Annotated in this window: 20 protein-coding genes and 1 pseudogene; 13 read left to right on the top strand and 8 right to left on the bottom strand. The window is 71.8% G+C overall.

Going from position 1 to position 23,004, the window contains the following annotated elements; translation table 11 throughout:
- Positions 1-8 precede the first annotated feature (8 nt).
- On the bottom strand, positions 9-503 hold the full coding sequence (locus HHX31_RS05135; protein ID WP_169945422.1) for a hypothetical protein: 495 nt from the start codon (positions 501-503) through the stop codon (positions 9-11).
- Positions 504-532: 29 nt separating this feature from the next.
- On the bottom strand, positions 533-1,411 hold the full coding sequence (locus HHX31_RS05140; RefSeq protein ID WP_249345633.1) for a copper resistance protein CopC: 879 nt from the start codon (positions 1,409-1,411) through the stop codon (positions 533-535).
- A gap of 288 nt (positions 1,412-1,699) precedes the next feature.
- On the opposite strand from HHX31_RS05140, the gene HHX31_RS05145 reads away from it, so the two are divergent.
- A complete protein-coding gene (locus tag HHX31_RS05145; RefSeq protein WP_169945426.1) occupies positions 1,700-2,329 on the top strand; it encodes a copper resistance CopC family protein in 630 nt (209 codons plus the stop codon).
- Positions 2,330-2,447: 118 nt separating this feature from the next.
- Positions 2,448-2,822 (top strand): cyclic nucleotide-binding/CBS domain-containing protein, encoded by a 375-nt coding sequence (locus HHX31_RS05150; protein ID WP_169945427.1) that lies wholly within the window; start codon positions 2,448-2,450, stop codon positions 2,820-2,822.
- 108 nt (positions 2,823-2,930) lie between these two features.
- On the opposite strand, the gene HHX31_RS05155 is transcribed toward HHX31_RS05150, so the two are convergent.
- Together HHX31_RS05155 and HHX31_RS05160 are read right to left on the bottom strand one after the other, a co-directional pair.
- On the bottom strand, positions 2,931-3,536 hold the full coding sequence (locus tag HHX31_RS05155) for a bifunctional 2-polyprenyl-6-hydroxyphenol methylase/3-demethylubiquinol 3-O-methyltransferase UbiG (RefSeq protein ID WP_169945429.1): 606 nt from the start codon (positions 3,534-3,536) through the stop codon (positions 2,931-2,933).
- A 48-nt stretch (positions 3,537-3,584) separates the two neighbouring features.
- Positions 3,585-4,286 carry a TetR family transcriptional regulator gene (locus HHX31_RS05160; RefSeq protein WP_169945430.1) on the bottom strand — a complete coding sequence of 234 codons (702 nt, stop codon included), beginning with the start codon at positions 4,284-4,286 and terminating at the stop codon, positions 3,585-3,587.
- 93 nt (positions 4,287-4,379) lie between these two features.
- Between HHX31_RS05160 and HHX31_RS05165 the strand changes: the two genes are divergently transcribed.
- Genes HHX31_RS05165 through scpA form a run of 5 tightly spaced genes read left to right on the top strand, consistent with a single transcriptional unit; the run spans position 4,380 to position 11,809 of the window.
- Positions 4,380-5,945 carry an acyl-CoA carboxylase subunit beta gene (locus HHX31_RS05165; protein ID WP_169945432.1) on the top strand — a complete coding sequence of 522 codons (1,566 nt, stop codon included), beginning with the start codon at positions 4,380-4,382 and terminating at the stop codon, positions 5,943-5,945.
- Positions 5,942-6,157 (top strand): acyl-CoA carboxylase epsilon subunit, encoded by a 216-nt coding sequence (locus HHX31_RS05170; RefSeq protein WP_169945433.1) that lies wholly within the window; start codon positions 5,942-5,944, stop codon positions 6,155-6,157. Before HHX31_RS05165 ends, HHX31_RS05170 begins: the two co-directional genes overlap by 4 nt.
- An 8-nt stretch (positions 6,158-6,165) precedes the next feature.
- Positions 6,166-7,923 carry a biotin carboxylase N-terminal domain-containing protein gene (locus tag HHX31_RS05175; RefSeq protein WP_169945643.1) on the top strand — a complete coding sequence of 586 codons (1,758 nt, stop codon included), beginning with the start codon at positions 6,166-6,168 and terminating at the stop codon, positions 7,921-7,923.
- Positions 7,920-9,677 (top strand): methylmalonyl-CoA mutase family protein, encoded by a 1,758-nt coding sequence (locus HHX31_RS05180; RefSeq protein WP_169945434.1) that lies wholly within the window; start codon positions 7,920-7,922, stop codon positions 9,675-9,677. Before HHX31_RS05175 ends, HHX31_RS05180 begins: the two co-directional genes overlap by 4 nt.
- On the top strand, positions 9,674-11,809 hold the full coding sequence (gene scpA, locus HHX31_RS05185; protein ID WP_169945436.1) for a methylmalonyl-CoA mutase: 2,136 nt from the start codon (positions 9,674-9,676) through the stop codon (positions 11,807-11,809). The genes HHX31_RS05180 and scpA overlap by 4 nt, the downstream gene beginning before the upstream one ends.
- Before the next feature lie 103 nt (positions 11,810-11,912).
- Here the strand turns inward: scpA and HHX31_RS05190 are convergent, their stop codons facing one another.
- Positions 11,913-13,421 carry a non-reducing end alpha-L-arabinofuranosidase family hydrolase gene (locus HHX31_RS05190; RefSeq protein ID WP_169945437.1) on the bottom strand — a complete coding sequence of 503 codons (1,509 nt, stop codon included), beginning with the start codon at positions 13,419-13,421 and terminating at the stop codon, positions 11,913-11,915.
- A gap of 971 nt (positions 13,422-14,392) precedes the next feature.
- Here HHX31_RS05190 and HHX31_RS05195 point away from each other — a divergent pair.
- Together HHX31_RS05195 and HHX31_RS05200 are read left to right on the top strand one after the other, a co-directional pair.
- Positions 14,393-14,572 (top strand): hypothetical protein, encoded by a 180-nt coding sequence (locus HHX31_RS05195; protein WP_169945438.1) that lies wholly within the window; start codon positions 14,393-14,395, stop codon positions 14,570-14,572.
- A 32-nt stretch (positions 14,573-14,604) separates the two neighbouring features.
- Positions 14,605-16,176 carry an MFS transporter gene (locus HHX31_RS05200; protein WP_311931562.1) on the top strand — a complete coding sequence of 524 codons (1,572 nt, stop codon included), beginning with the start codon at positions 14,605-14,607 and terminating at the stop codon, positions 16,174-16,176.
- On the opposite strand, the pseudogene HHX31_RS05205 reads toward HHX31_RS05200, so the two are convergent.
- Positions 16,115-16,888: pseudogene (locus HHX31_RS05205) on the bottom strand (IclR family transcriptional regulator); the annotation flags it as partial. The gene HHX31_RS05200 and the pseudogene HHX31_RS05205 overlap by 62 nt on opposite strands.
- Between HHX31_RS05205 and HHX31_RS05210 the strand changes: the two are divergent.
- The 3 genes from HHX31_RS05210 to HHX31_RS05220 are packed head-to-tail and all read left to right on the top strand — an operon-like array spanning position 16,887 to position 19,593.
- Entirely contained in the window at positions 16,887-18,044 is a 1,158-nt protein-coding gene (locus HHX31_RS05210; protein WP_169945441.1) for a cupin domain-containing protein, read from the top strand. The pseudogene HHX31_RS05205 and the gene HHX31_RS05210 sit on opposite strands and share 2 nt — an antisense overlap.
- Complete coding sequence (locus HHX31_RS05215; protein ID WP_169945443.1) at positions 18,041-18,883, top strand: fumarylacetoacetate hydrolase family protein; 843 nt, start codon at positions 18,041-18,043, stop codon at positions 18,881-18,883. The genes HHX31_RS05210 and HHX31_RS05215 overlap by 4 nt, the downstream gene beginning before the upstream one ends.
- On the top strand, positions 18,883-19,593 hold the full coding sequence (locus HHX31_RS05220) for a maleylpyruvate isomerase family mycothiol-dependent enzyme (protein WP_169945444.1): 711 nt from the start codon (positions 18,883-18,885) through the stop codon (positions 19,591-19,593). The genes HHX31_RS05215 and HHX31_RS05220 overlap by 1 nt, the downstream gene beginning before the upstream one ends.
- 108 nt (positions 19,594-19,701) lie before the next feature.
- Here the strand turns inward: HHX31_RS05220 and HHX31_RS05225 are convergent, their stop codons facing one another.
- Both HHX31_RS05225 and HHX31_RS34965 read right to left on the bottom strand, forming a co-directional pair.
- Positions 19,702-21,198, bottom strand: coding sequence for a lectin (locus HHX31_RS05225; RefSeq protein WP_169945445.1), 1,497 nt, complete (start codon positions 21,196-21,198; stop codon positions 19,702-19,704).
- Positions 21,199-21,777: 579 nt separating this feature from the next.
- Positions 21,778-21,906 carry a hypothetical protein gene (locus HHX31_RS34965; RefSeq protein ID WP_283244369.1) on the bottom strand — a complete coding sequence of 43 codons (129 nt, stop codon included), beginning with the start codon at positions 21,904-21,906 and terminating at the stop codon, positions 21,778-21,780.
- 319 nt (positions 21,907-22,225) lie between these two features.
- On the opposite strand from HHX31_RS34965, the gene HHX31_RS05230 reads away from it, so the two are divergent.
- On the top strand, positions 22,226-23,004 hold a 779-nt coding region (locus HHX31_RS05230; protein ID WP_169945447.1), incomplete at its 3' end, for an RICIN domain-containing protein.

A 23,004-nucleotide genomic window follows, 5' to 3' on the forward strand; every position in this document is an offset into this window, starting at 1 on the left:
CCGCGCGCCTAACGCACGACCAGCTGGAACAGCTGAAGTCCGGAGTGATGGGTCTCCATCTCGAACAGCCCGGTCTCGTCGGCGACGAACTCGATGCTCGCGGGGGCGCCTGGCTTCAGGTCCGCGGCCTTGTCGTACCCGTGCAGGTGCGCCTCGTCGGCGGCGTCGCTGGTGATCGTGATCCGCACCGTCTCGCCCTTGGTCACCTCGATCCGTCCCGGCGGCGGCGTGACCTTCCGGCCGGAGACGGTGACGGCGATCTCCTTCACGGCCGGGGCGGCGGGGGCCTCCGAGGCCGGCTCCGCCGGGGCCGCGGCGGTGGTCTCGGCGGTCTCGGCGGTCGCGGGGGTCGCGGGAGCAGCCGCCTCCGCGGAGGCGGGGGCGGCCGGCTGTGCGGGGGTGGCGGCATTCGACCCACCACAGGCGGACGTGGCCGTCAGCAGGACCACGCCGAGTGGGAGCGCGGCGAGCAGCGGGCGCAGGCGCGCGGGGACGAACGTCATCGGGGGCTTCTCCTGGGGGGGTGGGGGATTCAGCGTCGCTTGGCGGATTTGGGGCGGTTCTGGGTGCGTGACGCCGGCCCGCGTGAGGGGGTTTTACTCCTTGAGTGGCCGGAGGAACGCCGGGCCGCCGGGGCGGCGGGCGCGGGGGTGGCGGGTGCGGGCCGCCGCCGCGCCGCCCGCGCCACCAGGACGCCCGCTCCCACGACGAGGACCGCGGGCACCAGCCACGCCGACAGACCAGAGCCGGAGTCGGCCGGCTGCGCGTTCCCCGCGGCGGCCGTGCCGGTGGGGGGAGCCGTGGTCTGACCATCGCCCGCCTGCGGCGCGGCGGGGCCCATGGTCACCGGGCCGCCGCTCTGCGGAGCAGGGTTCGGGGCGTCGCCGCCGTGCTCGGCCGAGGCGAGCAGACCGGGGTCGGGCTCGTTGTCCGGAGCGCGCCAGCCCTTCGGCGGTCCCGAGGTCTTGCCCTTGTAGGTGAACCGCAGTTCTCCCTGCACGGGCTCCCCGTCGGAGGCGATGGACAGGTAGCGGACGACGTACTCGCCCCGCTTCGGCCAGTAGGCGACAGGGATCTCCGCCGGGTAGCCGGTGTTGTACACGCTCGGCACCCAGGAGCCGTCGACCAGGTTGTACTCCTGCACCGGTTTGTCGAGGCGCTTCGGCCGGCCGTGCGCCCAGGGCTGGTCGACCCTGACGCCGCCGGGAGCGGTGACCGTGAAGTACGCGTTAGGGGCGGGCGCCTCGGTGAAGTAGAGCGCGAGGGACTCCAGCGGCTCGCGCACCGTGCCGTCCTTGGCCGGCGTCGACATCGCGAGCTGGCCGTGGGCGGAGGCGGGCGCCGCCAGGGCGGCCACCGCCACCACGCCGAAGACGACCGGCAGAAGCAACCGGCCCAGCCAGCGCGCCATCGTCACTTCAGCTCTCCACGAGGTACGGCCCCTGGTTGGGGAGTCAGGCTCGGGCCGGTGGGACCGATGCGTCGAGGTTAACGACTTTCACCCCGAATTAACAGAACTTGCCATGGTTTCGACAGAAGTCGCGGTACTTGGGGGTATTCGGCACCGAGAGTGCCGCGGACCCGGAGAGACGACGCGCTTGGTGAAGGGCCGCGGGCGCTCCCTACGGCGGTGCGCAGGGGAGGGGGGCGGTGGCCGCCGATAGCCTTGGTGCTCCCCTCTTCCCTGGAAGGGCACGCCGTGAGATACGCGCACATCGTCATCCGCCTGCTGGCGGCCGTCGCTGTCGTGGCCGCAGTGGTCGCCGGAGTGGCGGGTCCCGCGGCCGCGCACGCGGCGCTGAGGTCGTCGACGCCCAAGGACGGCGCGACGGTGAACAAGGCGCCCTCCGACGTCGAACTGGTCTTCACGGAGAACATCGCCCGCCAGTTCGTCACCGTCGTCGTGACCGGCCCGGACGGGCGGAAGGTCACCCGGGGCGGGCCGAGCACCAAAGGGCCCGTCGTCACCCAGCCGCTGACCGCCGGTCTGCCCAACGGCCGTTACGCGATCGCCTATCGCGTGGTGTCCTCCGACGGGCACCCCGTCAGCGGGGAACTGCACTTCACCCTGAAGGCTCCCGCGGCCGTGGCCACCCCGGCGGCCACCCCGGCGGCCACGAGCGCGGCTGCCGCAGGCCCTTCTCCGGCCGGCGCTGATCCGGCAGGGGTGGCGACCTCCCCGAGCGCCCCGGCGGCCGACGCGTCGCTGGCCGCGTCCTCGTCGCCGGGCGGCGGGCGGACCGTCGCGGTGGTCGCCGCGGTCGCGGTGGTGGCCGTGGCCGGGGGGATATTGGTCGTGAGCCGGCGGCGGCGCGCGGCAGGGTCGTGAGGCAGGGGCGTGAGGCAGGGCCGTGAGAAGCAGGGTCCGCGTTCCTGACACCCGGCGGCCGACCGGCGTCCCCGGGCGGTGTGGTTGGCTGGAGACGCAGGTGAGGAGGGGAGGCCGCATGCGTATCGCCAACGTTTACCGTCCCCTGGTGTTCGGCTGCCCGGCGAGCGAGAAGCTGCCCGGGGTGGCGCGACTGATGACGGAGAAGAACATCGGCGCGCTCGCCGTGCTCGACGCGGACCGGGTCACCGGAGTGATCACGGAGCGGGACCTCGTGACGGCGCTCGCCACATCCGCCGATCCCGGCGAGATGAACGCGGGGACGTGCGCGTCGTCGGACATCAAGACCGCGACACTGGACGAGGACACGCGCGAGGTGGCCCGCCGCATGCTCGACTACGGCATCCGGCACATCCCGGTGGACCAGGACGGCCGCCTGATCGGCATGGTGTCGATGCGCGATCTTCTCGCGGTGGAGACCCTCGCGCCGTAGCCCGCGCCCGGGATGGCCGCCGGCGGGAGGCCGGGGAGCGCGCGAAACAGGGCCTGCGCGAAACAGGGCCCGCGCGAACCAGGGCCTCCGCGAAACAGGGCCCGCGCGTCAGACGGGGCGGAGGATGGCGACCAGGAAGCCGGAGTCGTCCCTGAACGGGCGCAGGTCCCAGGTGGACAGCAGCAGGTCGGGTTCGAGCGCGGCGGCGGCCGCGTCCGCGAAGAACTCGCCGAACTCGTAGTCGCGCCCGGCGCCGAAGCCGATCACGGCCCGGCCGTCCGGCGCGAGGTGCGCGCGGAGCCGTCTCAGCACCTCACGCCGGGTGCTCGGCGCGAGGAACGTCATCACGTTCCCGGCGCAGACGACGGCGTCGAACGGCGTCGCGATGCCCCGTGCGGGAAGGTCGAGTTCGGCCAGGTCGCCGACCATCCAGAGCGGCCCGGGGTGGTCCTGCTCCGCGGCCTCGATCAGGGCCGGGTCGACGTCGACGCCGACGACGTCGTGCCCTGCCCGGGCCAGCACGCCGCCGACGCGGCCGGCTCCGCAGCCGGCGTCGAGGATGCGGGCGCGGCGCGGCACCATGGCGTCCACGAGGCGGGCTTCCCCGGCGATGTCCTCCCCGGCGCGCGCCATGGAGCGGAACCGCTCGATGAACCAGGTGGAGTGTTCGGGGTCGGCGGCGACCTTCCGCATCCAGATGCTCTGTTCAGCCATGCCTGCATTCTCCCGGGCGGGCGGAGACGATGGGCGAGGTGTCCCGGTTCACGGCTTCTCGCCGGTTTCTCCGGTGGGGCGAGGCCGCAGATGGCCCTGGATGGCTTCCATGACGGCCAGGGGAGAGGCCGAGCGGCTGAAGGTGGCGACGACGACGTCGTCGCGGCCGTCCTGGGGGCGCTCCAGGTGCCGGAAGGTCGCGATGACGTACCCCAGGGCCTGGTCGAGCGGGCCCGAGGGGTCGTACGTGCCGCCGGCGCGCAGCCAGCCGCGCAGGACCTGGTTGTGCGCCGCGACGACCGAGGCGGCCATGAGCTCGGCGCGCAGGTCGGCGTCGGGGGTCCCGGCCAGCCATTTGCCGATGAACTCGCGGAACAGCCGCTGGTAGCGGGCGACGCTGGCGTTCTCCCGGTCGCGGAGGGCGGGGACGCGGCCGACGAGGCGGTAGCGGCGCAGCGACACCTCGGCGTCCGCCACGTAGTGCGCCAGCACGATGCGGACCGCGTCGGACACCGCGACGATCGCGGTGTCCGCGGTCGAGGCGCGCAGACGGGCGTCCACCTGGGCGAGCAGCGTGTCGTGGTCGGGGAAGATGGCGTCTTCCTTGGACCGGTAGTAGCGGAAGAAGGTGCTGCGGCTCACCCCCGCGCGGGCGGCGATGTCGTCGACGGTGGTCTCGTCGTACCCGTTCTCGTCGAACAGGGCCACCGCCGCCTCGGCGAGGCGGTGGCTGATGGACGGTGTGGCCATGTGGCCATTGTCGCGGGTGCCGGGCTTGTCCACGCAAGCGAGACTGAGTATCGTCTCAGTGAAACTCAGTCCTATCCGCCGAATGGGTGATCGATGGAATCGCGTGGCACCGCGGCCAGCCTCAGCCGGCTCGAAGAGCGTCTGGACGAGGCGGTCCGCGCCGCCGAGAAGCGGGCGGCCGGCAAGCAGCACGCCAAGGGCAAGCTCACGGCCCGCGAGCGGATCGAGCGGTTGCTCGACCCCGGCTCATTCGTCGAGCTCGACGCCCTGGCCGTGCATCGCAGCACGTCGTTCGGCATGGAAGGCACCCGCGTGCCCGGTGACGGCGTGGTCACCGGCCACGGGACGGTCGACGGCCGCACCGTCTGCGTCTTCTCCCAGGACTTCACCGTGTTCGGCGGGAGCCTGGGTGAGGTGTACGGCGAGAAGATCTGCAAGGTCATGGACCTGGCCGTGAAGATCGGGGCGCCGATCGTCGGCATCAACGAGGGCGCGGGCGCCCGCATTCAGGAGGGCGTCGTCTCGCTCGGCCTGTACGGCGAGATCTTCCGCCGCAACGTGCACGCCTCCGGGGTGATCCCGCAGATCTCGCTGATCATGGGCGCCTGCGCCGGCGGGCACGTCTACTCGCCGGCACTCACCGACTTCACGATCATGGTGGACGAGGCGTCCCACATGTTCGTCACCGGGCCCGACGTCATCAAGACCGTGACCGGCGAGGACGTGACCTTCGAGGAGCTGGGCGGCGCCCGCGTGCACAACAGCCGCAGCGGCAACGCCCACTACTGCGCCGAGGACGAGGACGACGCGCTCGACTACGCCCGCGCGCTGCTGTCGTACCTGCCGCAGAACAACCTCGACGACACCGCGTCCTTCGAGGCCCCGGCGGACCTGGAGATCGGCGAGGACGACCGGGCGCTGGACACGCTGATCCCCGACTCGGCCAACCAGCCGTACGACATGCACGCGGTCATCGGGCACGTCCTCGACGACGGCGAGTTCCTCGAGGTGCAGGCGCTCTTCGCGCCGAACATCGTGGTCGGGTTCGGCCGGGTCGAGGGGCGTTCGGTGGGCGTCGTCGCGAACCAGCCGATGCGGTTCGCCGGCACGCTCGACATCGACGCGAGCGAGAAGGCCGCCCGGTTCGTCCGCACCTGCGACGCCTTCAACATCCCGGTGCTGACCTTCGTCGACGTGCCGGGCTTCCTGCCGGGCACCGATCAGGAGTGGAACGGCATCATCAGGCGCGGCGCCAAGCTGCTCTACGCCTACGCGGAGGCGACCGTGCCGCTGGTCACGGTCATCACCCGCAAGGCGTACGGCGGGGCGTACGACGTCATGGGGTCCAAGCACCTCGGCGCGGACGTCAACCTCGCCTGGCCCACCGCCCAGATCGCCGTGATGGGCGCGCAGGGCGCGGTCAACATCCTGCATCGCAGGACGCTGGCGGCATCGGACGCCCCGGAAGCACTGCGGGCCGAGCTGGTGCGTGAGTACGAGGACACCCTCGCCACGCCATACCTGGCGGCCGAACGCGGCTACGTCGACGCGGTGATCGCGCCGCGGGAGACCCGGCGCGAGATCGTCCGCGCGCTGCGGATGCTGCGCGGCAAGCGGGCCGCCCTGCCGCCGAAGAAGCACGGGAACGTGCCGCTGTGAGCGACATCCGTGTGACGAAGGGCGCTCCGCTGCCCGAGGAACTGGCCGCGCTGGCCGTGGCGCTGCTCACGGCGCGGCAGGCCGATCCGGTGCCGCCGCCGGCGCCGTCGGGCTGGGGGGTCCTGGCCCGGCGGCACGGGATGCGCCGCCCGCTCATGACAGGCCCGCAGGGGTGGCGGGAGTCGAGATGGAGTCTTGGAGGACGTCTGTGAGTAAGACCATCCGGAAGGTGCTGATCGCCAATCGGGGTGAGATCGCCGTACGGATCGCCCGGGCGTGCAGAGACGCGGGGCTGACCAGCGTCGCGATCTACGCCGACCAGGACCTGGACGCGCTGCACGTGCGGGTGGCCGACGAGGCCTACGCCCTGGGCGGGCAGAGCCCGGCCGAGACCTACCTGCACATCGACAAGATCCTCGACCTCGCCGCGCGGGCGGGCGCCGACGCCGTCCACCCCGGCTACGGGTTCCTGGCCGAGAACGCCGGCTTCGCCCAGGCCGTCATCGACGCCGGCCTGACCTGGATCGGCCCGCCCCCCGCGGCCATCACCGCCCTCGGCGACAAGGTCGCCGCCCGCCACATCGCCCAGCGGGTGGGCGCCCCCCTGGTCGCCGGCACCCCCGACCCCGTCTCCGGCGTGGAGGAGGTGACCGCCTTCGCCCAGACCCACGGCCTGCCCATCGCGATCAAAGCCGCCTTCGGCGGCGGCGGCCGCGGCCTGAAAGTCGCCCGCACCCTGGAAGAGATCCCCAGCCTGTACGAGTCGGCCGTCCGCGAGGCCGTCACCGCCTTCGGCCGCGGCGAATGCTTCGTCGAACGCTACCTGGACCGCCCCCGCCACGTGGAGACCCAGTGCCTGGCCGACGCCCACGGCACCGTCGTGGTCATCTCCACCCGCGACTGCTCCCTGCAACGCCGCCACCAAAAACTCGTCGAAGAGGCCCCCGCCCCGTTCCTGACCGACGACCAGATGCACCTGCTCTACTCCTCCTCCAAGGCGATCCTGCGCGAGGCCGGCTACATCGGCGCCGGCACCTGCGAGTTCCTGGTCGGCCAGGACGGCACCATCTCCTTCCTGGAGGTCAACACCCGCCTGCAGGTCGAACACCCCGTCAGCGAAGAGGTCACCGGCATCGACCTGGTCCGCGAGATGTTCCGCATCGCCGAAGGCCAGCCCCTCGGCTACGACGACCCCCCCGTGCGCGGCCACTCCATCGAGTTCCGCATCAACGCCGAGGACGCCGGCCGCGGCTTCCTGCCCGCCCCCGGCACGATCACCACCATGCGCGTGCCCTCCGGGCCCGGCGTCCGCCTGGACGGCGGCTACGAGACAGGGATGAGCGTCCCCCAAGCGTTCGACTCCCTGGTCGCCAAACTCATCGTCACCGGCGCCACCCGCACCCAGGCCCTGCAACGCGCCCGCCGCGCCCTGGCCGAATACGACATCACCGGCATGCCGACCGTGCTGCCCTTCCACCGCGCCGTGGTCGACGACCCCGCCTTCACCGGCGACCCGTTCACCGTCCACACCCGCTGGATCGAAACCGAGTTCACCACCACCATCCCCCCGCATGAGGGCGAGACCGGCACGACCGAGCAGGCCGAACGCGAACGCATCACCGTCGAGGTCGGCGGCAAACGCCTGGAAGTCGTCCTGCCCGCCGGCCTCGGCGCACCCGGCTCAGGCGCGCCCCAGGCGGCGAAGAAGGCCACACCCAGGCGGCCGGGCGGCAGCGGCACCAAGGCCGCCGCCAGCGGCGACTCCCTGGTCAGCCCGATGCAGGGCACGATCGTGAAGGTCGTCGCCGCCGACGGCGACACCGTCGAGCCCGGCGACACCATCGTCGTCCTGGAAGCGATGAAGATGGAACAACCCCTCACCGCCCACAAGGCCGGCACCGTGGTCGGCATGTCCGCGGACGTCGGCGCCACCGTGGCCGCGGGCGCGGTCATCTGCGAGATCAAGGACCTGAAATGAGCGGCACCGGGTTCCCGCCCGCCACCCGGGAGCAGTGGCGTGAACTGGCGCGGGAGGTCCTGCGCCGGTCGGGCAGCGAGACGGACTCGCCGGAGGAGGCGCTGGCGAGCACCACCTACGACGGCATCACCGTCGCCCCGCTGCACGACGCCTCCGACCTGCCGGAGACGCCGGGGCTGCCCGGGCTCGCGCCGTACGCGCCGGGAGGTCGCGGCCTCGGCGGCCCTTGGGAGGTGCGGCAGCGGCACGAGGTCGCGGATCGGGAGGCCGTGCTGACGGACCTGGAGAACGGCGTCGACTCGCTGTGGCTGGCCGTCGCCCCCCGGGAACTGCCCCGCGCGCTCGACGGCGTCCACCTGGACTGGATTTCGATCACCCTGGACGCGGGCGACAGGACGGGGGAGGCGGCGGACGCTCTGCTGTCCCTGGCCGCCGCGAACGGCGTCCCCGCCGCGTCGCTGCGGGGCTGCTTCGGGGCCGACCCCCTGAACCTGCCTGGCGGCGCCGCGTTCGGCCTCGCCGAGACGGCCGAGCTCGCCCGGCGCTGCGCCGACGGCCTGCCCGGGATGCGCGCGGTGGTCGCCGACGCCACGCCGTACCACGAGGCGGGCGGCGGCGACGCGGACGAGCTCGGGTGCTCGATCGCCACCGGCCTGGCCTACGTGCGGGCGCTCACCGATCACGGGCTCGGCGTCGACGAGGCGTTCGGCCAGGTGGAGTTCCGGTACGCCGCGAGCGCCGACCAGTTCGCGACGATCGCGAAGCTGCGCGCGGCCCGGGTGCTGTGGGCCCGGGTGGCGGAGGTCTGCGGCGGGCCGTCCGGTCAGTTCCAGCACGCGGTGACCTCGGCGGCGATGATGACGCGGCGGGACCCGTGGACGAACATGCTGCGGACGACGCTGGCCTGCTTCGCGGCGGGGGTCGGCGGCGCCGACGCGGTGACCGTCCGGCCGTTCGACGACGCGCTCGGCCTGCCCGACGGCTTCTCCCGCAGGATCGCCCGCAACACCTCGGCGCTGCTGGTCGAGGAGGGCCACGTGGCCAGGGTGACCGACCCCGCCGCCGGATCGTGGTACGTCGAGCGGCTCACCGCCGACCTCGCTGAGAAGGCCTGGCAGTGGTTCCAGGAGATCGAGGAGGCGGGCGGCATGGCCGCGGCGCTCGCCACGGGACTGGTGCGGTCGAGGATCGCCCGCACCAGGGAGAGCAGGTCACGCGACATCGCGCGCCGCAAGGCGCCGATCGTCGGCGTGAGCCAGTTCCCCGACCTGTCGGAGCCGGCGCCCGCGCTCAACTGCGTGCCACAACCACCCGCCGGAGCCCTGCCGAGAATCCGGCACGCCCAGGCGTTCGAGGACCTGCGCGACCGGGCGGAGGCCCTGCCCGCCCGCCCGGCGGTGTTCCTGGCGGCCGTCGGATCGGCGAGGGAGCACGCGGCGCGCGTGTCGTTCGCGGCGGGACTGTTCCAGGCCGGCGGCGTCGAGACGGTCACGTCGAGTCCGGCCGCCGACCCGGACGCGATCGCGAAGGAGTTCGCCGCGAGCGGCACCGCCGTGGCGTGCCTGTGCTCCAGCGACGAGGCGTACGCCGAGCACGCCTCCGCCGTCGCGGCGGCGCTGCGGAAGGCGGGCGCGGTCAGGATCTGGCTGGCCGGCCGGGGCCGGTACGACGGCGTGGACGGCAACCTGTACGCGGGGTGCGACGTGCTCGAGGTGCTGCGCACGACCCTCGCGGATCTGGAGGTGGACGAATGATCCCGGACTTCCGAGGCGTGGCCCTGACCGGATCAGCGCGACCCGGCTCGCCGCCTGAGACCGGCGGAGCCGCGTGGGACAGCCCCGAGGGCATCCCGATCGCGCCGTTCTACACGGCAGCCGACCTCCCGGACGGCCTGGGGACCTATCCGGGCATCGCGCCCTTCCTGCGCGGGCCGTACCCGACGATGTACGTGACCCGGCCGTGGACGATCCGGCAGTACGCGGGGTTCTCCACGGCGGAGGAGTCCAACGCGTTCTACCGGCGCAACCTGGCGGCGGGGCAGAAGGGGCTGTCGGTCGCCTTCGACCTCGCGACCCATCGGGGCTACGACTCCGACCATCCCCGCGTCGCCGGTGACGTGGGCATGGCGGGCGTGGCGATCGACTCCATCCATGACATGCGGATCCTCTTCGACGGGATCCCGCTGGACCGGATGAGCGTGTCGATGACGATGAACGGCGCGGTGCTGCCGATCCTGGCGCTGTACATCGTGGCGGCCGAGGAGCAGGGGGTGAAGCCGGAGCAGCTGGCGGGGACCATCCAGAACGACATCCTCAAGGAGTTCATGGTCCGCAACACCTACATCTATCCGCCGGGCCCGTCGATGCGGATCATCTCCGACATCTTCGCCTACACCTCGCAGCGGATGCCGAAGTTCAACTCGATCTCGATCTCGGGCTATCACATCCAGGAGGCGGGGGCGACCTGTGACCTGGAGTTGGCCTACACGCTGGCCGACGGGGTGGAGTATCTGCGGGCCGGGACCGCGGCCGGGCTCGACATCGACGCGTTCGCGCCGCGCCTGTCGTTCTTCTGGTGCATCGGCATGAACTTCTTCATGGAGGTCGCCAAGCTCCGGGCCGCCCGGCTGCTGTGGGCGGACCTGGTGAGCGGTTTCGCCCCGAAGGATTCGAAGTCGCTGGCCCTGCGCACCCACTCCCAGACCTCCGGCTGGTCGCTGACGGCCCAGGACGTCTACAACAACGTGGTGCGCACCTGCCTGGAGGCGATGGCGGCGACGCAGGGGCACACGCAGTCGCTGCACACCAACGCCCTTGACGAGGCGCTCGCGCTGCCGACGGACTTCTCGGCGCGGATCGCCCGCAACACCCAGTTGCTGCTCCAGCAGGAGTCGGGCACCACCCGGGTCATCGACCCGTGGGGCGGCTCCTACTACGTCGAGACCCTCACCCGGCAGATCGCGGCCAAGGCGCGGCAGCACATCGCCGAGGTGGAACAGGTGGGCGGCATGGCGCGGGCGATCGACCAGGGGCTGCCCAAGCTCCGCATCGAGGAGGCCGCCGCCCGCACCCAGGCCCGCATCGACTCGGGCGTCCAGCCGGTCATCGGTGTCAACAAGTACCGCACCGACGCCGAGCCCGAGGTGGAGGTGCTCAAGGTCGACAACACCGCCGTACGCGCCCGCCAGATCGAGCGGCTGCGCGCGCTGCGGGCCGAACGCGACCCCGAGGCCGTACGCGCCGCGCTGGACGCGCTCACCCGCGGGGCGGCCTCCGACGGCAACCTGCTGGCGCTGGCGGTGGACGCGGCGCGGGCGCACGCCACCGTGGGGGAGATCTCCGACGCGCTGGAGAATGTGTTCGGGAGGCATCAGGCGAACGTGCAGACCATCTCAGGGGTGTACCGGCAGGAGATGGGCTCGGGGGCCGAAGCCGTCCGCGAGGCCAGCGACCGCTTCGCCGAGGCGGAGGGCCGCCGCCCCAGGATCCTGGTGGCCAAGATGGGCCAGGACGGCCACGACCGGGGCCAGAAGGTGATCGCGAGCGGCTTCGCCGACCTCGGCTTCGACGTCGACGTCGGCCCGCTGTTCCAGACGCCGGAGGAGGTCGCCCGCCAGGCGGTCGAGGCCGACGTGCACATCGTGGGGGTCTCGTCCCAGGCCGCCGGGCACCTCACGCTGGTGCCCGCGCTGCGGCGGGCGCTGGCCGAGGCCGGAGGCGACGACATCATGATCGTGGTCGGCGGGGTCATCCCGCAGGGCGACGTCCCCGCGCTGCTGGACGCCGGTGTCGCGGCCGTCTTCCCGCCCGGCACCGCCGTCACCGACGCCGCCCTCGACCTCGTACGGGAACTGGCGGCGCGGCTGGGCCACGACCTGGCCGCGTGACGCGTGCCGGCACGCGGCGCCCGGGGACAGCGGGCGCCGCGTGCCGGCGGTGGCCGGCCGGTAGGCCGGGCTGTTGGGTCAGGCCGTCAGCTAGGTCAGGCTGTCAGCGCTGCAGCGTCAGCAGGCCGGGCCGGTAGGGCAGGAGGCCGTAGTCGCCGCCCGAGTTCGGGCTGCGGCCCTGGTAGAGCAGTTGCAGGTTGCAGGGGTCCACGGTCTTGGTCTGGTCGGGGTTGGTGCGGACCAGGTCGCCGTGGCTGATGTCGTTGGTCCAGGTGGCGCCGCTGTTGGCCTTGCCGGCGAACGGGTTGCTCTCGCTGGTGGCGTTCGGGGTCCAGGTCCCGTCCAGGCTGGTGGCCGTGAACGAGCGGAAGTAACGGCCCTGCGAGCCGATCGCCTCGACGAGCATCAGGTACCTGTTCTGGCCCTGGAGCTTGTAGACCTCGACGCCCTCGAACAGGTTGTTCGTCGAGTCGCTCATGATCGTCGTGTAGTTCGAGCCGAAGTTGCCGGGGAAGTTCCCGATCGGCATGCTGGACCGGTAGATCTTGCCGTTGTCCCCGGCGAAGAACAGGTACATGTTCTGGCCGTCACCGATGAGCGTCTGGTCGATCGGGCCGGTGCCCGAGCCGGTGATGCTCGCGGTGGACAGGGTCTGCTGCGCCGACCAGCCGTTGGGGTTGCTGGGGTCGGTGGAGGTCCGGTAGGAGAACGCGGTCCCGCCCCACTGGTAGGCCAGCACCCAGATGTTCTTGGGGGCGAAGTAGAACAGCGTGGGCGCGACGGCCGAGAAGTTCATCGTGTTCTGGCTGGCCGAGGCCATGTCGGACCAGTTGGAGAACAGGCCGAAGTTCATCGAGCCCCAGCTCGTGCCCGTGTTGTGCGTCGTCGCGTAGACGAGGTGCTTGCCGTTGTAGACGACGTTGGTGAAGTCCTTGAGCGAAACCCAGCCGGACTTCGGGGTCGCCAGCGAGCCCGTCGAGGTCCAGCGGTACGACGTCGGCAGGTTGCACGTCGGCGTCACCGACGGGGACGGAGAGGGGGACGGGGACGGAGAGGGGGACGGGCTCGGCGACGCGCTCGGTGAGACGCTCGGCGACGCGCTTGGCGACTGCGTCGGGGAGGGGCTCGGTGTCCCGGGGCTGCCGGTGCAGGGCACACCGTTCAGCGAGAACGAGGTGGGCACCTGGTTGGAGCCGTTCGAGGAGCCGTTGAACCCGAAGTTCGCGCTGCCGCCGCTGGGGATGCTGCCGTTGTAGGAGACGTTGGTGGCGGTGACCGTCGAGCCGGACTGGGTGTGGGTGGCGTTCCAGATCTGGGTGATCTGCTGGTCGCCGCCGAACGACCAGGTCAGCTGCCAGCCGTTGACCGCGTCACCGAGGTTGTTGATGATGATGTTGGTGTTGAAGCCGCCGGGCCAGCTCGAACTGATGGTGTAGTCGACGCGGCAGGCGACGGCGGCCTGGGCGGGCTGGGTGACCAGCAGGCCGCCGATTCCGGCCAGCAGGACCGGAATCGAGCCGATCGCTAGGCCGCGGCGGGAGAACCGCCGGGGCGGTGCCGCGGTCGCGGCGGCGGAGGGGCGCGGTGAGCGCGCTCGCCAGGGCAGACGCATCTGAGAATCTCCTCATCATCGGGTCCGGCCGCCGCCGGGGCTGGTGCGGGTAGCGGTCGGGGTGGCCGCGGTGCCGTTCCGGCGCACCGGACGGCGTGAAGTCGCCGGCGGAGACGGGACCGTTGTGTGAAAGCGGACATGCGGGGGTCGCCCGCGCGATCGACGCCGCGTTCCGCTGCCGAGGAACGCACACCACCAGGGCGTCGCGAACCGCGGTCCTCGCTGCGCACCACCACAGGGCAGGAGGAAGCCGCCTTGAGGACACAGTGTGAAAAACACGCCGAAACGTGTCAAGTCCCCTACGAAAGTTTCAGAGAAACGCGTTCGTCCTGGTCGGCGGCGACCCTGATAACGCCTGATGGGACGCGTACATGTTCGATGCGCGCCGGAGATGAGAGGCGTCGCCCTTGACGTCGCCTCCGCACCTCGTATTGGATCCGACCCGCCACCACCGCCCACCGGACAGAAGGGAACCACGACGCGGGAAACCGTATGTTAACGTTAACAATCGGCCGGTGTCACCACCCGGGCGACATCACGCGTCGGCCGGGCGGGTCGGCGGGGAGCAGGCGCGGACGCGCCCTGAAGGATCGATCCGCGAGGCCACACCATGGAAAACAAGTCGGCGCGCTGTCAACAAGCCCCGATTACCGGCTTGCCATAACGTGTACCTGATATGCCCCCGGAACCGCAGGCGCGGATGTCCGGACCCCGTGGGGCCGCTCACGCGTTCATGGAAGCGGACGCGCCGCTCTACGCGATCGCCGTCGTCACCGGCGCCGCTGACCCCATGACCGGGCTCCACCGGGCCAGAGGGCTCGCCTTCTTCGGCCACGTGCTCTCCGCTGGCGAGGTCCACGCCTGGGACCGCTCAACAGGTGGTGCCGCAGGGGGAGGCGTAGGCGCACGCGTACGCGTGGGCGCGCGAACTGCTGACCCTCGCCCCGTTCCCGCTGGCGCAGACCAAGGAGATGCTCGATCTCCCCGCCGCGACGGGCTTCCACGAGAGCGCGCCGCGGGAGGCGACCGCGCAGAACCTCAACGGGACCACCGAGGACACCCGCGAGGCGATCCGGGCCTTCGTCGAGAAGCGGGACCCCGTCTTCCGCAATCGCTGGGACGGTCGCGGCCCCCGACGATGGTGGGGCTAATGTGACGAATTGTCCTTGATGGAAGGAGTGCGGTGGCGACACCCATAGCGGGGGCCAGATCCGGTGTCGTCACCGGCGCGCTGGCGTTCAGCGGCATGATCGTCTCGATGATGTTCACCTTGGTGGTGCCCGTCATCCCCGACCTGCCCCGTCTGCTGTCGGTCCCGGCGGAGGACGCCTCCTGGGTCGTCACCGTCACGCTGCTGGCGTCCGCCGTGTTCACGCCGGTGAGCGGACGGCTCGGCGACATGTACGGCAAGCGCCGCATGGTGGTGATCAGCCTCACGCTGATGGTGGCGGGCTCGCTCGTCTGCGTGGCCGGCGACTCGCTGCCCGTCGTGGTGATCGGGCGGGCGCTGCAGGGCTGCGCCGTCGGCGTCATCCCGCTCGGCATCAGCATCATGCGCGACCTGCTGCCGCCCGAGCGGCTCGGGTCGGCCATGGCGCTGATGAGCGCCACCCTGGGCGCGGGCGGCGCGCTCGGGCTGCCGCTCGGCGCCCTCCTCGTGCAACTCGTCGACTGGCACATGCTCTTCCTGGCGGCGGCTTTGATGGGAGCGGTGGGTCTCGTCCTCACCCTCACGCTGGTGCCCGTCTCGCCGCTGCGGACCGGCGGGCGGTTCGACTTCCTCGGCGCCGCGGGTCTGTCGGCGGGCCTGGTGTGCCTGCTGCTGCCCGTGAGCAAGGGCGGCGGCTGGGGCTGGGACAGCCCCCTCACCCTGGGGCTGTTCGCCGCGTCGGCGGTGATCTTCCTCGCATGGGGGTTCGTGGAGCTGAGGGTGGCCGATCCGCTGGTCGACCTGCGGGCCACCGCCCGGCGGGAGGTGCTGATCACGAACATCGCGTCGATCGCCTTCGGATTCGCCATGTTCGGACCCAACCTGGTGTTCCCGCTGGTGCTCCAGGCCCCGGGCGTCACCGGCTACGGCCTGGAGCTGACCCTGGTCGAGGCCGGGCTGTGCATGGCCGTCGGCGGCGCGATGATGATGGTGCTCTCGCCCGTCTCTGCCCGTCTCACCAACACGTACGGGCCCCGGACGACGCTCATGATCGGCGCGGTGTGCACGGTCGCGGGCTACGCCGTCGCGCTGTTCCTCATGGACGAGGTATGGCACATCGTGCTCGCCTCGACCATCGCGTCCTCCGGAGCCGGCATCGGCTACGCCGCCATGCCCGCCTCGATCATGGGCGCGGTGCCCACCTCGGAGACCGCCGCCGCCAACGGCTTCAACTCGCTCATGCGCTCCATCGGCACGGCCTCGGCCAGCGCGGTGATCAGCGCCGTCCTCGCGGCCCACGTCGTGTCCACCGGGGCCTTCTCGCTGCCGTCCCGGGAAGGGCTCGAGCTCGCGCTGGTCACGACCACCATCGCGGCGGTGGCCGCGCTCGTCATCGCCGCGCTCCTGCCGAGGGGACGCGGGCGCGCCGGACGGCGGGAGAGCGGGCGCCGGAATGTGTTCAGCCGGAGCGGGCGAGATCGGCCTCCACGGCGCTCGCCACACGGAAAAGGGCGTCGACCAGTGCCGGCAGCCGATGCTTGTCGTAGCGCGCGCTCGGCATCGACACCGACAGACCGGCGAGGGCGGTCCCGTCCGAGTCCCTGACCGAAACGCCGAGCGCCACCACGCCGCGCTCCGAGCGGCCCTGGTTGAGCGCGAAACCATTGCGCCGCACCTGGGCCAGCTCGGCACGCAGCCGGTCCATGTCGGGGCGCGCGGTGAGCCGCTCCTCCGACTCGTCGGCGTACCGATCGGCCGGGTAGACCGCCTCGAGCTCATCGTCGGTCAGCTCAGCCAGCAGCAGCAGCCCCGCCGTGGTGTCGTGGGCCGGGAACACCATGCCCTCGCGGGAGCCCACCCGCAGGGTCTGGAAGCACTCGGCGCTGGCGATGAACCTGACCGTGTCCCCGGTGCGGACCGCCAGGTTGGCGGACTCGTCGAACATGCCGACCAGCCGGTGCAGGTGCGGCAGGGCCGCCGCGCGCAGGCGGGACGCGGCCGACGGCGAGTGGGCCGCGAGCTCCAGGACCGGCCCGGCACGGTAGAGGCGCCGCTCGTCCTGGACCGCGAAGTCGCGGTAGACCAGCATCGCGAGCAGCCGGTGCGCGGTGGAGCGGGCGACGCCGAGCCGCTCGGCGGCGTCCGAGACCGTCAGCTCGCCTTCGAGCTGAAGGATCGCGGCGAGCCGCAGAGCGTGGTCCACGCTGTTGATCAGGTAGGTCGGCGGGTTCTTCAGCGGCTTGCCCACGATGCCCCCGATTCTGCAACGCAGAATTTCGCGTTCTTCAAGGTGCTGCCGCAGCAACATTAGCCGCATGAGCACTGCTGCTACCACGCCTAACTCCCCGGTGCGGCTCCGTGCGATCGACGCGCCGGACCAGCCCGACGTCACCCCCGCGCTCGAAGAGCTCTACCGCGGTTTCGAGCAGGAGCTCCTCGTGCCGCTGTGGACGGAGATCGGCGACCTGATGCCCGCGAGTCCCCGCTCGCGCGCGGTGCCGCACCTGTGGCGGTGGGAGAACCTGCGGCGGCTCGCCGCGCAGGCCGGCGACCTGGTCCCGGTCGGCCGCGGGGGAGAGCGGCGGGCGATCGCGCTGGCCAACCCCGCACTGGGCGGACGGCCCTTCGCCACGCCCACGCTCTGGGCCGCGATCCAGTACCTGATGCCAGGGGAGGACGCTCCCGAGCACCGCCACACGCAGCACGCCTTCCGCTTCGTCGTCGAGGGAGAGGGCGTGTGGACGGTCGTCGGCGGCGACGCGGTCCCGATGCGCCGCGGTGACTTCCTCCCGCAGGCCGGCTGGAACTGGCACGCCCACCACAACGCGACGCGCGAGCCGATGGCCTGGATCGACGGCCTCGACATCCCCTTCCAGTACGTCACCGAGGCGCAGTTCTTCGAGTTCGGCCGCGACGAGATCAGCGAGGCCGAGCGGATCACCCCCGAGCGGTCGCGCTCCGAGCGGCTGTGGGGACACCCCGGCCTGCGCCCGGTGCGGGCCGGCGAGCTCACCCCGGGCACCCCGCTGCTGTCCTACAAGTGGGAGTTCACCGACCGCGCCCTGACCGACCAGCTCGCCCTGGAGGCCGAGGGCTTCGGCGGCGCCGTGGAGCCCGGCCACGCCGCGGTCCGCTACGTCAACCCCGCCACAGGCGCGGACGTGCTGCCCACGCTCCGCGCCGAGATGCACCGCGTCGCGCGCGGCGCCGAGACCGCCCCGGTCCGCGAGACCGGCTCGTCGGTCTACCAGGTCTTCGACGGCTCCGGCACCGTGACCGTCGGCGACAGGACCTGGACGGTCACCCGCGGCGACCTGTTCGCAGTCCCGTCCTGGCAGCCCTTCTCGGCCCGGTCAGAGGCGGGCTCCACCGACTCCGACTCCGGCGCGCTGGACCTGTTCCGGTTCAGCGACTCCCCGGTCTTCGAGGCCCTGCAGCTCAACCGCACCCACATCGAAGGGACCACCCGATGAAGCTCGCCACCCTCCGCGTCGACGGCTCGACCCGCGCCGTACGGCTCGACGGCGACCGGCTGGTCGACCTCGGCGCCGCCGACCTCGGCGAGCTGCTGGCCCGGGACGACTGGGCGGCGGGAGCCGCCGCCGAGGGCGCGGTCGCCAGCTACTCCGTCGAGGGCGCCGACTTCGCGCCGGTCGTCCCGCGGCCGTCGAAGGTCGTCTGCGTGGGCCTGAACTACAAGAACCACATCCAGGAGATGGGCCGGGACCTGCCGGAGCACCCCACCCTGTTCGCGAAGTTCGCCGACTGTCTCATCGGCGCCGCCGACGACATCGAGCGTCCGGAGGAGACCGCTGAGTTCGACTGGGAGGTCGAGCTCGCCGTCGTGATCGGCAAGCGGGTCCGCCGCGCCAGGGGCGCGGAGGCCGAGGCCGCGATCGCCGGTTTCACCGTCCTCAACGACATCACCTGCCGCGACTGGCAGTTCCGCACCCGCGAGTGGCTGCAGGGCAAGATGTGGGACTCCTCCACCCCCGTCGGCCCCTACCTCGTCACCCCGGACGAGCTGCCCGGCGGCGTACGCCCCGAGCTGGAGCTCAGCCTCACCGTCGACGGCGAGGTCATGCAGCAGGACAACACCGGCGACCTGCTGTTCGACCCGGTCGCGCTGGTCGAGTACGTCTCGACGATCATGCGCCTCAACCCCGGCGACGTCATCGCCACCGGCACCCCGGGCGGCGTCGGCCACGCACGCACCCCGAAGCGCTACCTGACCGGCGGAGAGCGCGTCGTCGCCGAGATCCAGGGCATCGGCCGGCTCGACAACACCGTGGCCGGGGACGGGGCGGCCTGATGCGCCGTACGTTCGACGAGGCCCTCGGCTGGAGCGAGGCGGGCACCGCGCTGTTCCTCCGCGCCGTCGCCGGATGGGACGAGGAGCGTTACCTCGCCCCCTCCGGGCTCCCCGGCTGGAGCCGCAAGCACCTGGTGGCCCACGTGGCGGCCAACGCCGACGCGCTGAGCAACCTGACGCACTGGGCCGCCACCGGCGAGGAGACCCCGATGTACTCCTCGCCCCGGCAGCGCGACGCCGACATCGAGGCAGGTTCACGCACGCCGGCCGCCGAGCTGGCCGCCTGGCTGCGCTCGTCGGCACAGCGGCTCGCCGCGGGCGTCGCCGGGCTGACCGACGACCAATGGAACGCCAAGGTCGTCACCGCCCAGGGCCGCACCGTACCGGCCACGGAGATCCCGTGGCTGCGCTCCCGCGAGGTCTGCGTCCACGCCGTCGACCTGGCGGCCGGCGTCTCCTTCGCCGACCTGCCCACCGGGTTTCTCGTCGCGCTCGCCGACGACGTCGCCGCCAAGCGCGGCGGCGTCGCGGGCCCGGCGGTCGTGCTGACCGCCACCGACACCGGCGACCACTGGACGCTGCCCGGCGAGGGTGAGCCCGTCGCCGTCGCGGGCCCGCTCGCCGACGTCGTCGCCTACCTCACCGGACGCCCGCACGCACTCACCACCGGCGACGGCTCCCTCGCGCCGGCCCTGCCGGCGTGGCTGTGAGCGTCCAGGCCACCGAGAAGAGCACCGTGACCACAGCCGCCGACCGGCCGCTGCGGTACATGGCGAAAGGGGCGGCCGGGTTGCGGCCGCCCCGGGTGAGTGGTGGCGTCAGACGCGGGTCCACCTCTGGTTGCTCTGGCCGTTGCACGACCAGATCTGCACCCTCGTGCCGTTGGCGGTGCCGACGCCGGTGACGTCCAGGCACTTGTTGGCGCCGACGGCGGTGATGCTGCCGTCGGAGTTGAAGCGCCACTTCTGGTTGTTCTGGCCGTTGCAGTCCCAGATGATGACGCTGCTGCCGTCGGCGGTGCCGCCGCCGTTCACGTCGAGGCACTTGTTGCCGTAGACGCGCAGCTCACCGGCGCTGGTCGAGGTCCACTGCTGGTTGTTCTGGCCGTTGCAGTCCCAGATCAGCACCTGCGCGCCGTTGGTCTGCGAAGCGCCGTTCACGTCCAGGCACCGGCCGGAGCCGACCCCCCTGATCGCACTGGTGGAGCCGGGGTTCTGGCTCGTGCCCGGAGAAGGGGTCGTGCCCGGAGACGGGCTGGTGCCAGGAGTCGCGCTGTTGAGCGCGTCAAGGACGGCGTTGTAGGCCTGCTTCTTGTTGAAGTTGCCGTCGAACAGCAGCGGGGTGTCACCGCTGCGCCAGGACCACTTGTCGGTGATGCCCCACACGGTGATGCCGGTGCAGCGGGACACGGCCAGGCAGGCCTGGGTGACGCGGCGGTAGGCGTCGGCCTGGGTCGACCCGGAGCCGCCGACGTCGAGCTCGGTGATCTGGACGTCGACGCCGAGCGCGGCGAACTGCGCGATGTTCTGCTGGTAGTTCGACGGCGGGTTGCCGAAGTGTGACTGCAGGCCGACACAGTCGATCGGCACGCCGCGGGCCTTGAAGTCCTTGACCATGTTGTAGACGCCGCGGGTCTTGTTCGCGTTGGCGTCGTCGATGTTGTAGTCGTTGTAGCACAGCTTGACGTTGGGGTCGGCGGCCCGCGCGGCGCGGAACGCCTCCTCGATGAAGCCGTTGCCCAGTTTCTGCGTGAAGATCGAGCTCCGCAGGGCGCCGACCGAGCCGCCGTCGGCGAAGGCCTCGTTGACCACGTCCCAGGCGTAGACCTTGCCCTTGTAGTGGTTCATGACCTGGGTGATGTGGTTGGTCATCGCCGAGCGCAGGTCGCTGGCCGACATGTTGTCGTTGATCCAGCTGGGCAGCTGGGCGTGCCAGACCAGGGTGTGGCCGCGGACCTTCATGCCCTTGCTCACGGCGTGGTTGACGATCTGGTCGGCCGAACCCCAGTTGAACGAGTTGCGGGAGGGCTCGATCGGGCCCCACTTCATCTCGTTCTCCGCGGTGACCGAGTTGAACTCCCGGTCCCAGGTGGCCACATACGTCGAGTCGTTCAGGTGGCCGGCGGCGACCGCCGTGCCGAAGTAGCGGCCGCTCTGGGCGGCCGCCGCGCCGAGCGTGCCGGCGGTGGCGCCCGCGGGGGCGGTCGCCGTCAGCGCGGTGACCACGCCGAGTAAGCCGAGCGCGCCGGCGACCAGCATCCGGCGGGTTCCGCCGGAGGATCGCCCGCCGCTCGCGGGTGAGGGAATTCCGCCCATGCCTGAGCCTCCACTGCGAAATCGGGAAGGGGACGCGGGCAGTGAGGCCCGCGGAGAGAGGCGCGCTCCGTTGTCGCGCCGGGACTGCGGCCCCTGCCGTCCACCACCGGTCCCGGCAGGAGGAGCCGCCCTGGGGAGTCAGTGTGGAAATCATTACGAAATGTGTCAAGAGCGTGTCGAGAAAGTTTCGTAGCCGTCGGGGGGTCCGGATGTCATGTCTCCAGGTGGAGAGAGACAGCTTCGCCGCTGTTTTCCTGCGGGGGTTCCGCGTGGCGTGAAGTGCCGGGTGAGCCGGTGAAATTTTCATCCCGCACGGGCCGGAAGGTGCCCTCACAGCCCCGGCAGGAGCAGGTGAGCCCCGCCCGCGCGTCCGGGGCGGTGACGCGAGATCGGGCGAGCGTTGACACGGCTGTGAGGGTCCTGTTTCATCCGCTACACACCACCACCACACGCCGCCGACGAAGGAGGGGTACCTGCTCGCGGGATTGTTAACGCTCACATTCCAGGTGCGGATCGTCGGCGCGTGACCCCTCCGGACCCTGCGCCCGGTCATGTCGCCGGCGACGGCCGCCACCGGGATCACCCGGTGCGGATGTCGCCGGCGGCTAGGGAGCAGGGCCAGGCCGCCGCGTGGAGCGACCCGGCCTCGCCCCAGGGCGGCGCGGGGACGTACGACGCCGGCCGGACGGCCCGCACCGGCGTCACCATTCCCGGGCCCTCGGCCCCGCGCCGTGCGGCACGCCCACCGAGCCCACGCCGGCGAGCCCACGCCGACGAGCCGCGATGACGAGTCACGATGACGGGCCGCGAGGACGGGCCGCGAGGACGGGCCGCCGGTCCCGGCTCGGGCGGCGACGCCCGCGGTCGCCCGGACGACCAGGCCCGCCGACTCCCGCCTCCTTCCCCGGCGGGACACCGGCCCGGTGCGGGTGGACACGACTCCTCCCGCACCGGCGGTGAGTCCACGTGCCGCATCGCGGTGTCTCCGCCCCCGCCGGTCCCGGCTTCACCCTGCAGAGGAGAGAAGATGCACTCACCCCCCACTCGTGTGACGGGTGGCCGGCGACGGTCGCCGGCCACCGTCTACGCGTGTCTCCTGGCGGCGATCGTGACCGCGTTCGCGACCGCCGTGGCCTGGACGGCGCCGGCGTCGGCGGCCTCCGTCGACACGAACGGCTGGTACGTCCTGGTCAACCGCAACAGCGGCAAGGTCCTGGACGTGTCCGGCTTCTCCACGGCCGACGGCGGATCGCTCGTGCAGTGGGCGCGCACCAACGGCAACAACCAGCAGTGGCGGTTCGTCGACTCCGGCGGCGGCTACTACCGCGTGCTGTCGCGGCACTCGGGCAAGGTGCTCGACGTGTACAACTTCTCCACCGCCGACGCCGCCGACATCGTGCAGTGGAGCGACCACAACGGCACCAACCAGCAGTTCCGCCTCGCCGACTCCTCCGACGGCTACGTACGGCTGATCAACCGCAACAGCGGCAAGGCCGTCGAGGTCCAGAACGCCTCCACCGCGGACGGCGGCAGGATCGTGCAGTACTCCGACTGGGGCGGCAACAACCAGCAGTGGCAGTTCGTCCGCGTCGGGAACGTCTCCGAGACCTCGCCGTCGCCCTCGCCTTCGCCCTCGGTGTCCCCGCCGGTTTCGCCGTCGCCGTCGCCTTCGCCGTCGCCGGGTGGGCCGTGGCCGCCGTCGTCGACGTACACCAACCCGGTGTTGTGGGACGACCTGGCCGACATCGACATCTTCCGGGCCGGTGACACCTACTACTACTCCGCCTCGACGATGCACTACTCGCC

The organism is Microbispora sp. H11081 (assembly GCF_012999535.1).
Classification (GTDB): Bacteria; Actinomycetota; Actinomycetes; order Streptosporangiales; family Streptosporangiaceae; genus Microbispora.

Bases quoted from the DNA above. Each gene is read 5' to 3' on its own strand.
- HHX31_RS05135 (WP_169945422.1), bottom strand. From the start codon at position 503: ATGACGTTCGTCCCCGCGCGCCTGCGCCCGCTGCTCGCCGCGCTCCCA.
- HHX31_RS05140 (WP_249345633.1), bottom strand. From the start codon at position 1,411: ATGGCGCGCTGGCTGGGCCGGTTGCTTCTGCCGGTCGTCTTCGGCGTG.
- HHX31_RS05150 (WP_169945427.1), top strand. From the start codon at position 2,448: ATGCGTATCGCCAACGTTTACCGTCCCCTGGTGTTCGGCTGCCCGGCG.
- HHX31_RS05155 (WP_169945429.1), bottom strand. From the start codon at position 3,536: ATGGCTGAACAGAGCATCTGGATGCGGAAGGTCGCCGCCGACCCCGAA.
- HHX31_RS05160 (WP_169945430.1), bottom strand. From the start codon at position 4,286: ATGGCCACACCGTCCATCAGCCACCGCCTCGCCGAGGCGGCGGTGGCC.
- HHX31_RS05165 (WP_169945432.1), top strand. From the start codon at position 4,380: ATGGAATCGCGTGGCACCGCGGCCAGCCTCAGCCGGCTCGAAGAGCGT.
- HHX31_RS05180 (WP_169945434.1), top strand. From the start codon at position 7,920: ATGAGCGGCACCGGGTTCCCGCCCGCCACCCGGGAGCAGTGGCGTGAA.
- scpA (WP_169945436.1), top strand. From the start codon at position 9,674: ATGATCCCGGACTTCCGAGGCGTGGCCCTGACCGGATCAGCGCGACCC.
- HHX31_RS05190 (WP_169945437.1), bottom strand. From the start codon at position 13,421: ATGCGTCTGCCCTGGCGAGCGCGCTCACCGCGCCCCTCCGCCGCCGCG.
- HHX31_RS05195 (WP_169945438.1), top strand. From the start codon at position 14,393: ATGCTCGATCTCCCCGCCGCGACGGGCTTCCACGAGAGCGCGCCGCGG.
- HHX31_RS05210 (WP_169945441.1), top strand. From the start codon at position 16,887: ATGAGCACTGCTGCTACCACGCCTAACTCCCCGGTGCGGCTCCGTGCG.
- HHX31_RS05215 (WP_169945443.1), top strand. From the start codon at position 18,041: ATGAAGCTCGCCACCCTCCGCGTCGACGGCTCGACCCGCGCCGTACGG.
- HHX31_RS05220 (WP_169945444.1), top strand. From the start codon at position 18,883: ATGCGCCGTACGTTCGACGAGGCCCTCGGCTGGAGCGAGGCGGGCACC.
- HHX31_RS05225 (WP_169945445.1), bottom strand. From the start codon at position 21,198: ATGGGCGGAATTCCCTCACCCGCGAGCGGCGGGCGATCCTCCGGCGGA.
- HHX31_RS34965 (WP_283244369.1), bottom strand. From the start codon at position 21,906: ATGGTGACGCCGGTGCGGGCCGTCCGGCCGGCGTCGTACGTCCCCGCG.